This window comes from Ruania albidiflava DSM 18029, assembly GCF_000421225.1.
GTDB lineage: Bacteria > Actinomycetota > Actinomycetes > Actinomycetales > Beutenbergiaceae > Ruania > Ruania albidiflava.
The window spans coordinates 121,083-132,586 of the sequence record NZ_ATWL01000011.1 but is presented as its reverse complement, the minus strand read 5'-3'; the positions used below and the strand labels follow the sequence as shown (position 1 = coordinate 132,586).

12 protein-coding genes are annotated in these 11,504 nt (G+C 70.1%); 7 read left to right on the top strand and 5 right to left on the bottom strand.

The features are described from left to right. Both K338_RS25205 and K338_RS0113650 read right to left on the bottom strand, forming a co-directional pair. Positions 1-182 (bottom strand): helix-turn-helix domain-containing protein (locus K338_RS25205; protein ID WP_027286834.1); only part of this gene is annotated, 182 nt, incomplete at its 3' end. Positions 183-290: 108 nt separating this feature from the next. Next, positions 291-1,556, bottom strand: a complete 1,266-nt coding sequence (locus K338_RS0113650) for an aminotransferase class I/II-fold pyridoxal phosphate-dependent enzyme (protein ID WP_022918731.1) — start codon at positions 1,554-1,556, stop codon at positions 291-293. 102 nt (positions 1,557-1,658) lie between these two features. On the opposite strand from K338_RS0113650, the gene dnaE reads away from it, so the two are divergent. Next, the gene (dnaE, locus tag K338_RS0113645; protein ID WP_022918730.1) at positions 1,659-5,204 is read left to right on the top strand and encodes a DNA polymerase III subunit alpha; all 3,546 of its coding nucleotides are present in this window, start codon (positions 1,659-1,661) and stop codon (positions 5,202-5,204) included. Here the strand turns inward: dnaE and K338_RS22720 are convergent. After that, complete coding sequence (locus tag K338_RS22720) at positions 5,201-5,464, bottom strand: RNA-binding S4 domain-containing protein (protein ID WP_022918729.1); 264 nt, start codon at positions 5,462-5,464, stop codon at positions 5,201-5,203. The two genes, dnaE and K338_RS22720, sit on opposite strands and share 4 nt — an antisense overlap. Positions 5,465-5,562: 98 nt before the next feature. On the opposite strand from K338_RS22720, the gene hisD reads away from it, so the two are divergent. Further along, positions 5,563-6,879 (top strand): histidinol dehydrogenase, encoded by a 1,317-nt coding sequence (gene hisD, locus K338_RS0113635; protein WP_022918728.1) that lies wholly within the window; start codon positions 5,563-5,565, stop codon positions 6,877-6,879. Between the two features lie 70 nt (positions 6,880-6,949). Here hisD and K338_RS25650 read toward each other — a convergent pair whose 3' ends face one another. Further along, positions 6,950-7,441: a DUF6630 family protein gene (locus K338_RS25650; protein ID WP_022918727.1), complete on the bottom strand. Its 492-nt coding sequence runs from the start codon at positions 7,439-7,441 to the stop codon at positions 6,950-6,952. A 173-nt stretch (positions 7,442-7,614) separates the two neighbouring features. Here K338_RS25650 and K338_RS0113625 point away from each other — a divergent pair, with 173 nt between their 5' ends. Further along, a complete protein-coding gene (locus K338_RS0113625) occupies positions 7,615-7,875 on the top strand; it encodes a PspC domain-containing protein (protein WP_022918726.1) in 261 nt (86 codons plus the stop codon). Positions 7,876-7,970: 95 nt separating this feature from the next. Here the strand turns inward: K338_RS0113625 and K338_RS0113620 are convergent, their stop codons facing one another. Beyond that, on the bottom strand, positions 7,971-8,321 hold the full coding sequence (locus tag K338_RS0113620) for a DUF952 domain-containing protein (RefSeq protein ID WP_022918725.1): 351 nt from the start codon (positions 8,319-8,321) through the stop codon (positions 7,971-7,973). Positions 8,322-8,369: 48 nt separating this feature from the next. On the opposite strand from K338_RS0113620, the gene K338_RS0113615 reads away from it, so the two are divergent. From K338_RS0113615 to hisH, 4 genes are read left to right on the top strand one after another with little or no spacing between them, the layout of a single operon-like run. Beyond that, the gene (locus tag K338_RS0113615) at positions 8,370-9,494 is read left to right on the top strand and encodes a histidinol-phosphate transaminase (RefSeq protein ID WP_022918724.1); all 1,125 of its coding nucleotides are present in this window, start codon (positions 8,370-8,372) and stop codon (positions 9,492-9,494) included. Beyond that, positions 9,491-10,111 (top strand): imidazoleglycerol-phosphate dehydratase HisB, encoded by a 621-nt coding sequence (gene hisB, locus K338_RS0113610; protein ID WP_022918723.1) that lies wholly within the window; start codon positions 9,491-9,493, stop codon positions 10,109-10,111. Before K338_RS0113615 ends, hisB begins: the two co-directional genes overlap by 4 nt. Beyond that, on the top strand, positions 10,108-10,872 hold the full coding sequence (locus K338_RS24575; RefSeq protein ID WP_022918722.1) for a hypothetical protein: 765 nt from the start codon (positions 10,108-10,110) through the stop codon (positions 10,870-10,872). The genes hisB and K338_RS24575 overlap by 4 nt, the downstream gene beginning before the upstream one ends. Further along, a complete protein-coding gene (hisH, locus tag K338_RS0113600) occupies positions 10,869-11,483 on the top strand; it encodes an imidazole glycerol phosphate synthase subunit HisH (RefSeq protein ID WP_022918721.1) in 615 nt (204 codons plus the stop codon). Before K338_RS24575 ends, hisH begins: the two co-directional genes overlap by 4 nt. Positions 11,484-11,504: the final 21 nt, after the last annotated feature.

The window sequence follows — 11,504 nt, the reverse complement described above, 5'->3', positions numbered from 1 at the left end:
CGCGAGGACCGCTCGTGCAACCCCCCTTCGCCCTCAGCCTGGTAGCGGTCGATCCAGGTCTTGACGCACTTGCGGGACACACCCATCGCGGCAGCGATGTGGGCCTGCTTCCAACCATCCCGGTGACGGTCGACGATCAGACGCCGACCATAGAAGGTCAGGCGGGCATTATGGTGTGACACGGAGCCTCCTTGTGGTGGTGCAGCCTTCGAACAGCCACACCCCACTCGGAGGCTCCTCCTAGGTCAACCAGACCCGCCGAGTGCTACCAACCTCCTGGCCGGGTACAGCTAGGCGCTGAGCCGGGCCAGACGGGCGACCGCCTCGGCGATCGTCTGCTCGGACTTGACGAACGTGAACCGCAGCCAGGTGGCCAGGGCGAGGTCCGCCGTCGAACCGGGTGAGGTGAATGCGGTGGCGGGTACGGCTACCACCCCGGCCAGCTCAGGCAGCGCCCGGCACAGCTCGGCCCCGGTGCCGATCCCAGCACCAGCCAGCGGGCCGGTGAGCAACGGTGCAGCATCGGCCATCACGAAGTACGCCCCCTGCGGGGTGGCGGTGGTCATGCCCGCCGCTTGCAGCCCCGCACTGAGCAGGTCGCGACGGTGGGCCAAGGAGACAGCCTGGTCGGTCAGCCAGGAAGCATCCGGCCCGGTCCCGCTCTCCAGGTCCAGCCCGAGGGCCACTGCCGGCTGGAACGGAGCCCCCGTGGTGTAGGTGAGGAACTGCTTGACGCTGCGCACCGCTGTGACCAGCTCGGCCGGCCCGCAGACCCAGCCGATCTTCCAGCCGGTGACGGCGAAGGACTTCCCGGCCGACGAGATCGTCAACGTGCGCTCGGCCATACCAGGCAACGTGGCGATCGGCAGGTGAGCGGCGCCGTCGTAGGTGAGGTGCTCGTACACCTCGTCGGTGACCACGATCGCATCCCGCTCCGCCGCCACCGCGGCCACTGCGGCGAGCTCGTCCGCACTGAGCACGGCACCGGTCGGGTTGTGCGGGGAGTTCAGCAGGATCACCCGGGTGCGTTCGGTGGCCGCCTGCTGCAGCGCCCCCGCACCCAGCCGGAAGCCGTCTGGGGTGGGCTGCAGGCTCGCCGTGGTGTGCGTGGCGCCGGACAGCCCGATGATTGCGGCGTAGGAGTCGTAGAACGGCTCCAGGGTGAGCACCTCGTCACCGGGCCCGGCCAGGGCCAGGACGGCTGCGGCGATCGCCTCGGTGGCCCCGGTCGTGACCAGCACCTCGGTGTCGGGGTCCACGTCCAGCTCGTAGTGCCGCTGCTGGTGCGCGGCGATCGCTCGGCGCAGGTTCGGGTCGCCGGATCCAGGTGGGTACTGGTTCACCCCGTCGGCGATGGCCTGCTGGGCGGCGGCCAGGACGCTCGGTGGCCCGTCGCCGTCCGGGAAGCCCTGCCCCAGGTTCAGTGCCCCGGTCTGCTGGGCCAGCGCGGTCATCTCGGCAAAGATCGTGGGTCGCACCTGTGCGGCGCGCAGCAGTCCTGCGCCGCGTGCGGCGCGCTGCCAGGGCCCGTCCGGCAGGGTGGGAGAGGTCGGCATCTGTGCTCCTGGGTCGGTCGTGGTGATGCTACCGGCGCCCGCCCGCTGGGGTGTGGGCGGGTCGGGCCTCGGGTGTGGGTGGTGCGGCTTAGACTCGTGGGCATGGCCGCCGACTTCGTCCACCTGCACGTGCACACCGAGTACTCGATGCTGGACGGTGCGGCCCGGTTGGACGACCTGTTCGCGGAGGCCCAGCGGCTCGGCCAGACCGCGCTGGCCACCACTGACCACGGCTACCTGTTCGGTGCCTACGACTTCTGGTCCAAGGCCCGCAAGTACGGCATCAAGCCGATCATCGGGGTGGAAGCGTACATCACCCCGGGCACCAGCCGGTTCGACAAGACCCGCGTGCGCTGGGGCGAGGAGAGCCAGGCCGGCGACGACGTCTCTGCCCGCGGTGCGTACACGCACATGACCATCCTGTCGAAGAACAACACCGGGATGCACAACCTGTTCCGGATGAGCTCGCTGGCCTCCCTGGAGGGGCAGCTGGGCAAGTGGCCGCGGATGGACCGAGAGCTGCTGTCCACCTACTCCGAGGGGCTGATCGCCACCAGCGGCTGCCCGTCCGGGGAGATCCAGGTCCGGCTCCGGCTCGGGCAGTGGGAGGAGGCGGTCCGCGCCGCAGCCGACATGCAGGACATCTTCGGCAAGGAGAACTACTACATCGAGCTGATGGACCACGGCCTGGACATCGAGCGCCGGGTCACCAAGCAGCTGCTCGAGCTCGCCCGGCACATCGACGCCCCGCTGCTGGCCACCAACGACCTGCACTACACCACCCGGGAGGATGCGCACGCGCACGAGGCGCTGCTGTGCGTGCAGTCCGGCTCCACGCTGGAGGAACCCACCTACGACCAGGGTGGCAAGCGGTTCGCGTTCTCGGGGAGCGGCTACTACCTGAAGTCGGCTGCGGAGATGCGCGAGCTGTTCGCCGAGCTCCCGGAGGCCTGCGACAACACCCTCCGGGTCGCGGAGCAGTGCGAGGTGTCCTACACCGAGGAGGTCGGCCGGTACATGCCGCACTTCCCGGTGCCCGAGGGCGAGGACGAGGTCTCCACCTTCGTGCAGGCGGTGGAGTCGGGACTGCAGCGGCGCTACCCGACCGGAGTGCCGGACGAGGTGCGCAAGCAGGCCGAGTACGAGATCGACGTGATCACCGGCAAGGGCTACGCCGGCTACTACCTGGTGGTCGCCGACTTCATCAACTGGGCCAAGGACCACGGCATCCGGGTGGGACCCGGGCGCGGTTCCGGTGCCGGGTCGATGGCCGCCTACGCGATGAGCATCACCGAGCTGGACCCGCTGGAGCACGGGCTGATCTTCGAGCGGTTCCTCAACCCGGAGCGGACGTCGATGCCGGACTTCGACATCGACTTCGACGAGCGCCGCCGCGGAGAGGTGATCAAGTACGTCAGCGAGAAGTACGGTGAGGAGAACGTCTCCTACATCGTCACCTACGGCTCGATCAAGGCCAAGCAGGCGCTCAAGGACGCCTCCCGCGTGCTCGGCTACCCGTTCGCGATGGGGGAGAAGCTCACCAAGGCGATGCCGCCGGCGGTGATGGGCAAGGACATCACTCTCACTGGCATGTTCGACCCAGAGGACAAGCGGTACGCCGAGGCGGACGAGTTCCGTCAGCTCATCGCCACCGACCCGGACGCCAAGCGGGTGCTGGAGACCGCACGTGGCCTGGAGGGACTGAAGCGGCAGTGGGGCGTGCACGCTGCCGGGGTGATCATCGCCAGCGAGCCGCTGCTGGACATCATCCCGATCATGCGCCGCGAGCAGGACGGTGCGGTGATCACCCAGGTCGACTTCCCTGCCGGGGAGGACCTCGGCCTGGTGAAGATGGACTTCCTCGGGCTGCGCAACCTGACCATCCTCGACGACGCGCTGGACAACATCGTCATCAACGGCAAGGACCCGGTGAAGGTCGAGGAGCTGCCGCTGGACGACGCGGAGACCTATGCGCTGCTCGGTCGTGGGGACACTCTGGGGCTGTTCCAGCTCGACGGTGGTGGGATGCGGTCGCTGCTGCGGCTGATGCGCCCGGACAACTTCGAGGACATCTCCGCCGTCGGCGCCCTGTACCGGCCGGGCCCGATGGGCGCCAACTCGCACACCAACTACGCGCTGCGGAAGAACGGACAGCAGCCGATCACCCCGATCCACCCCGAGCTGGCCGAGCCCCTGGAGGAGGTGCTCGGCACCACCTACGGCCTGATCGTCTACCAGGAGCAGGTGATGGCGATCGCGCAGACCCTGGCGGGGTACACGCTCGGACAAGCAGACCTGCTGCGGCGCGCGATGGGCAAGAAGAAGAAGGAGGTGCTGGACAAGGAGTTCGAGCCGTTCAGCGCCGGCATGCGCGAGCGCGGCTACTCCGACGCCGCGATCAAGACCTTGTGGGACGTGCTCGTCCCGTTCTCCGACTATGCCTTCAACAAGGCGCACTCGGCCGCCTACGGGCTGGTCTCCTACTGGACCGCCTACCTCAAGGCGCACTACGCGTGCGAGTACATGGCGGCACTGCTCACCTCCACCCGGGACGACAAGGACAAGTCGGCGCTCTACCTGAACGAGTGCCGCCGCATGGGCATCACGGTGCTGCCACCGGACGTGAACGCCTCGGCGGCCACGTTCACCCCGGTGGGCGAGGACATCCGGTTCGGGCTCGCGTCGGTGCGCAACGTGGGCCACAACGTGGTCGCCGCGATCGCGCAGGCCAGGGAGGAGAAGGGGGAGTTCACCTCGTTCACCGACTTCCTGGACAAGGTGCCGGCGGTGGTGTGCAACAAGCGCACCATCGAGTCGCTGATCAAGGCCGGGGCGTTCGACTCCCTCGGCCACACGCGCCGCGCCCTGCTGATGGTGCACGAGCAGGCAGTGGACGCAGTCATCGGGGTGAAGCGCAAGGAGGCCGAGGGCCAGTTCGACCTGTTCGCAGGACTTGGCGGGGACGACTCCGAAGGTGCCGGGTTCACCGTGGAGATACCCGACCTGCCGGAGTGGGACAAGAAGCAGAAGCTCGCCTTCGAGCGGGAGATGCTGGGCCTGTACGTCTCCGACCATCCGCTGTCCGGGATCGAGCATGTGCTCGCCCAGGCCGCGGACGTGTCCATCGCCACGCTGCTGGCTGATGAGTCCCGACCGGATGGCTCCACAGTCACCATCGCCGGGCTGATCACCTCGCTGCAGCGGAAGATGTCCAAGAAGGGCAACCCGTGGGCGGCGGTGACGATCGAGGACATGGAGGGCTCGGTCGAGGTGATGTTCTTCGGCGAGACCTACCTGGCCTACAGCACTGCCCTCGCACACGACCAGGTGGTGGTGCTCAAGGGCAGGGTGCGCTGGCGGGACGAGACGCTGTCCCTGCAAGCGATGGAGATGAGCCTGCCGGACGTGACCGTGGGGGAGGACGCACCGGTGGCAGTACGGCTTCCGGAGGCCCGGTGCAGCGAGCCGGTGCTGGTACAGCTGCGTGATGTGCTCAGCACCCACCCGGGGGTGACCGCGGTGCACCTGCACCTGACCGCACCGGGCCGGTCCACGGTGATGCGCCTGGAGGACGGGCTGCGGGTGGAGCGCACCTCCGCGCTGTATGGGGACCTGAAGGCGCTGCTCGGGCCGAACTGCCTGGTCTAGCTGGTCTGCTGGGTCTGGTCGGTCTCGCCGACCACCCGCAGGTGGCGTTCACCGGTGGGCAGCTCGATCTGCAGCACGTCGCCGGGCTGCAGCTGCCGGCCCCGGCGGGTCTCGGTCTCACCGTTGACCCGTACCGCGTCGTCGGCCAGCAGCATCCGCGCCGAGGCACCGTCCTCAGCGATCCCGACCAGCTTGAGCAGCTGACCCAGGCGGATCATCGGGCCGGTGATCGGGACGTCCTCGGGTTCAGGGGTGACCATGAACTCATTCTCTCAGCCCGGACAGCTGAGCGGACAGGCTGCGGCCCGGCCGTGGACAGCCGCGCGGTCCTGCCCGGTGCGCGGCCTACACTGGCCGCGTGATGCGCACAATCGACCTTCGTGGACGCGAGCTGACCGGGGCGGCGCTGCGCGCAGAGCTGCCCCGTGCCGAGGTGGACATCGATGTGGCCACCCATCGGGTGGAGCCGATCCTCGCCGACGTGCGCGCACGGGGTGCCCAGGCACTGGCGGACTACGCGGAGCAGTTCGACGGCGTGCGCCCGCCCACGCTGCGGGTGCCCGCCGAGGCGCTGCAGGAGGCGGCCGAGGGCCTCGATGACGACGTGCGCGCCGCGATCGCGGAATCGATCCGTCGCGCCCGGCTCGGCCATGAGGCGCAGCTCCCGGAGCCGCGGACCACGTCCTTCGGCCCCGGGGCGCGCGTGCACCAGCGGTGGATCCCGGTGCAGCGGGTGGGCTTGTACGTCCCCGGCGGGCTGGCGGTGCTGCCCAGCTCAGTGGTGATGAACGTGGTCGCTGCTCAGGTGGCCGGTGTGCCGGAGCTGGCGGTGGCGAGCCCCCCGCAGCGGGACCGGGGCGGGTTGCCGGACCCGACGATCCTGGCCGCCTGCGCCATGCTCGGTATCGAGGAGGTCTATGCCGCCGGGGGTGCGCAGGCGATCGGCATGTTCGCCTACGGGGTGACCGGTGCTGGCGAGTCCGACTCGTGCGCCGCTGTGGACGTGGTGACCGGACCGGGGAACATCTACGTGGCAGCCGCCAAACGTGCCGTGCGCGGCCTGGTAGGCATCGACTCCGAGGCCGGTACCACCGAGATCGCCGTGCTAGCCGATGCCGACGCCGACCCGGCCTGGGTCGCCGCGGACCTGATCTCCCAGGCTGAGCACGACCCGGCGGCGGCGTCGGTACTGATCACCGACTCCCCGGAGCTGGCCGCGGCAGTGGACGAGGCGATCAGCATGCAGGCCGCCGCGGCCAAGCACGCCGAACGGATCACCACCGCGCTGACCGGGCCACAGTCCTACATCGTGCTGGTGGACGACCTGGAGCAGGGCATCGCGGTCGCCGACGCCTACGCGGCCGAGCACCTGGAGGTCCAGACCGCCGACGCTGCTGCGGTCGCTGGGCGGATCCAGAACGCGGGGGCGATCTTCGTAGGGCCCTACTCCCCGGTGCCGCTGGGTGACTACATCGCGGGGTCGAACCACGTGCTGCCCACTGGCGGTACCGCCCGGTTCACCAGCGGGCTGGGCGTGCAGGCGTACCTGAAGTCGGTGCAGGTGGTCGACTACGAGGCCGAGGGGCTCGCCGAGGTGACCGAGGCGCTGGCCGTGCTGGCCGACGCTGAGGACCTGCCGGCGCACGGGTACGCGGCACGGCTGCGGCAGCAGTAGCCCGCAGCGCCAGGGTTCCGGATCACCGCCCAGCAACCGGCCCAGCCATCCGGTAGCAGCAGAGCGCGCCTCAGGTGAAGGGGTGGGCGGCATGCCCGAGCCGGGCCGCCAGGTCGACGATCTCCGGCACATGCGCGGCTGGCACCACCACCAGTGGGCACGCATCGGGCTCCTCCGTCAGGTGCACGAGCCGTAGACCATGGCCGGTGAGGATCGCCTCCGCGCCCATGATCGCCGTGCGCAGGTCACCGTCCAGGTCTGCGACCGCCTCCAGGTCCGCCCCGGCGTCGACGACCCGCGGCAGCGGGGCCAGGGCCTCGGCCAGCTCCATCCCGGAGTCCTCGGCGTCCAGGTAGGCGAGTGCACCGGCACCGTCCAGCCCGTCCAGCAGCGCCTGCCACGGCTCGGCGTCCTGCGCACGGTGCAGACCCGGTACGGCGAGCTCGGCGGCTTGTTTGCGCAGGTAGCCCTCCGGGTCGGTGCAGGCCAGCCGGACGGCGACCACGACGTCCGGGTCGTCGGCCAGCAGCGCGCACAAGCGGACCCATCCGGTGGTCGTCACGAGTCCACCGGCAGCGTCGGCACAACGAGCTCAGTACCCATCACCGCGCAGTGTGGCACGCTCTGCCCGCTCCGGCACGGCGGAGCCGGCAGAGCGCCGGCCCAACCCGCTCAGGGAACAGATCAGGGTGCTCCCCGATGCGTGGACGCACCTTGACCCGTAGCGTTTGTGCCATGAGGTCCTTCTTCGACGGCATCCGCCGAGTCAACTACCGCCGCGGCCCGGAACGTCTGGCCGGAGGCATCTGCGCCGGTCTGGCCCACGCTGCGAACACGAGCGTCGGCCTGGTCCGGATCTTGGTGCTGATCTCCTTCCTGCTGCCGTTCGTCGGACTCGGTGCCTACCTGGTGGTCTGGCTGCTCACTCCGTGGCAGGACGGGTCGATCCCGCTGGAACGCTTCCTCGACCGGCTCAGCGGCCCGCCCACCCCCTGACCCTACGTTCGCGAACGCTCGCCTCCGCGGCCGCTGAACCGATTCACGTCGCGAACCGGGGCGTTCGCGGGCCGCGGCGCTGCGCACCGGGTGGGTCAGGGTCGGTCGATAAGCTGACCGGCGTCGTCCACCTGCACCCTGGAGACCGCGGTGATGGCCGCTGTCGGTACAGGTCCGTACACGTGCGGGAACTTCTCGCTGGTCCCCGGCACCGGCTCCACCCGCACCGGTGAAGCACCGAGCAGCCCCGGGTCGATCTGCAGCAGCACCAGCTCCGGTGTGCCGGCGTAGATCGCCGCGGCGACCTTCGGCAGCTGGTCGGCGAACGAGCAGTGCACGAAACCCTCCTCGGTCAGGCTGCGGCCCTTCGTGGACCCGGTGTAGGACCCGGACTGCCCGGCCGCCGCCCACACGTCGGGCTCGGCCAGGTGCCAGAGGGCGTCCATATCCGCACAGCGTAGGGCAGCACCCGGCCCGCCGCCTACACTTGGCCTGTGCCTGAACGCTGTGCCACCCGCCTGCCGCTGCGCGCCGACCTGGTCGGTGAGCAGCCCTACGGCGCTCCCCAGCTGGACGTGCCGCACCTGCTGAACGTCAACGAGAACCCCTACCCACCGCCGGCCGAGGTGACCGAAGACATCACCGCTGCCGTGCGCGAGGCCAGCCGCACGCTGAACCGGTACCCGGACCGCGACTTCCTCGACCTGCGTGCGGACCTGGCCGACTACCTGACCACCGAGTCCGCTGCCACCGGCCTGAGCGCAGCGAACATCTGGGCCGCGAACGGCTCCAACGAGGTGATGCTGCACCTGCTGCTGGCCTTCGGCGGACCCGGACGGGTGGTGATGTCCTTCGCCCCTACCTACTCGATGTACCCCGAGTACGCCCGCGACTCGCTGACCACCTGGAAGGCCGGCACCCGGCGTGCGGACTTCAGCGTGGACGTGGCCAGTGCGATCGAGCAGATCCGTGCCGCACGGCCCGCAGTGGTGCTGCTGGCCAGTCCGAACAACCCCACCGGCACAGCCCTGGACCTGGCCGATGTGCGCACCCTGGCACAGGCCACCACCGATTCCGGGCCCGACGGCGGTGCAACAGTTCTGGTGATCGACGAGGCCTATGCGGAGTTCCGGCGGGAAGGGCGCCCTTCCGCAGTGACGCTCCTGGGCGAGTTCGCTCACCTGGCGGTGGCGCGCACCATGTCCAAGGCGTTCGCCCTGGCGGGCGCCCGGGTGGGGTACCTGGCGGCACCCACAGCGCTGGTGGACTGCTTGCGGGTGGTGCGGTTGCCCTACCACCTGTCCGCGATCACACAGGCGGCCGCTCGGGCGGCACTGCGGCACCAGGCGGTGCTGCAGGCCCAGGTCGCCGAGCTGCGCACCCGCCGGGACGAGACGGTCACCTGGTTGCGCGGACGCGGCCTGGAGGTGGCCGAGTCGGATGCGAACTTCGTGCTGTTCGGTACGTTCGCCGATCGGCACCGCATCTGGCAGGGCCTGCTCGACCGTGGCGTGCTGATCAGGGAGACTGGACCTCAGGGTCATCTGCGCGTCTCCATCGGCACGCGGGAGGACATGGCCGCATTCCGCGGCGCACTACAGGAGGTGACTGGCCAGTGAGCCAGCCGACAGACACGCAGTCCCGTTCGGCACGGGTGGAGCGCAGCACGTCCGAGTCCACCGTCGTGGTGGAGCTGGACCTGGACGGGACCGGGACGGTGGACGTATCCACCACAGTGCCGTTCTACGACCACATGCTCACCGCGCTGGGCAAGCACTCCCTGATCGACCTGACCGTGCGCGCCAGCGGCGACACCGACATCGACGTGCACCACACCGTCGAGGACACGGCGATCTGCATCGGCCAGGCACTGCGCCAGGCGCTCGGCGACAAGGCCGGAATCGCCCGGTTCGGTGACGCCCTGGTGCCGTTAGACGAGACCCTCGCCCAGGCTGTGGTGGACATCTCCGGACGGCCCTACGTGGTGCACGAGGGGGAGCCGGCCGGGCAGGAGTACCACCTGATCGGCGGGCACTTCACCGGGTCGCTGACCCGGCACGTGTTCGAGTCGATCGCCTACCACGCCGGTATCTGCCTGCACGTGCGGCTGCTGGCCGGCCGGGACCCGCACCACATCGCCGAGGCACAGTTCAAGGCGCTGGCCCGGGCGTTGCGCGCTGCGGTGGCCCGTGACCCCCGGGTGAGCGGAGTGCCCTCCACGAAGGGTGCGTTGTGACCGGCGAGCGTCCGGACCGTTCCGGTCCGTCGCCGAGCTCGCCGGAGGAGCCGCGGTCGGCCGGCACCCCGGAGGAGTTCGACGAAGCAGCCTTCGAGGCCGCGTTCGCCGCCGAGTTCGGCCAGGCGGTGGAACCCGAGCGCAGCCTGCGCGAGGACGGCGCGGACGCGCCGGCGGAGCAGGGGCAGACCGGGGACGCCGAGACACCACCGGTGCGCCCAGCGGCAGGTGCCGACGACACTGCCGAGGAGGCTGCGCCGTCATCGGAGACGCGACGCGTGCTCGCGGTGGTGCTCACCCCGATCGCCTCTGCCCCGGTGCTCGCCGCACTGTGCGCGATGGCCGAGGTGGAGGCCGACATCGTGCCCAGCAGGCGGGGCGCGCTCGCAGCGAAGGTGATCACCACCAGCGGGGAGCTCGACCCCTCGGAGCTGCTCACCGGTGCACCGGCCGAGGCGGGAGAGCTGGCAGCCGTGCTGTCGAAGACCGCGAAGGTCGGGGTCGTGCTGCTCACCGCCCGGCTGGGCACGGGCGAGGAGGGCGTGACCGGCACCATCTCCGGACGGGAGTACGTGGCCGGTGAACCGGCCAAGGAGGTCTCGCCGGGTCTGATCCTCGCGCACGCCGACGACGTGGTGGAGCAGATCCTCCTCGGCACCCTGGACCCGGCCCGCGCGCCGGGGCGGTTGGAGCCCAAGCGGATGAGCCGGTGGCAGGCGGCCCGGCTGATGGCCAAGCAGGTGCGCAGGCGGCGTCCGTGACCGCGCCCGTCGTGGTCGTCCTGGACTATGGGTCCGGGAACGTGCGCTCGGCGGTGCGCGCCCTGGAGCGGGTCGGGGCACAGGTGCAGCTGACCGCTGATCCGGATGCGATCACCGCAGCAGACGGGCTGTTCGTGCCCGGTGTGGGTGCGTTCGCCACGGTGATGGCGGGCCTGAAGGCTGTGGGTGCGCCGCGGCTGATCGAGCGACGGCTGGCCGGCGGGCGCCCGGTGCTGGGGGTGTGCGTGGGCCTGCAGGTGCTGTTCGACGCCGGTATGGAGCACGGAGTGCGCACCGAAGGGCTGGCGCAGTGGCCTGGGGTGGTGGACCGGCTGCAGGCAGATGTCGTACCGCACATGGGCTGGTCCACCGTGGATCCGCCTCCGCAGACCACGTTGTTGGCTGGCCTGGCGACTGAAAGGTTCTACTTCGTGCACTCCTACGCGGCGCACAGTGCCCCGGAGTACGCCCAGGTCACCTGGGCCACGCACGGGCAGAGCCGCTTCGTGGCCGCTGTGGAGAACGGTCCGCTGAGCGCCACCCAGTTCCACCCGGAGAAGTCCGGGGACGCCGGCGCTACGCTGCTGCGCAACTGGCTGCACACGCTGTGATCAACCTGGGAACGCACCTGA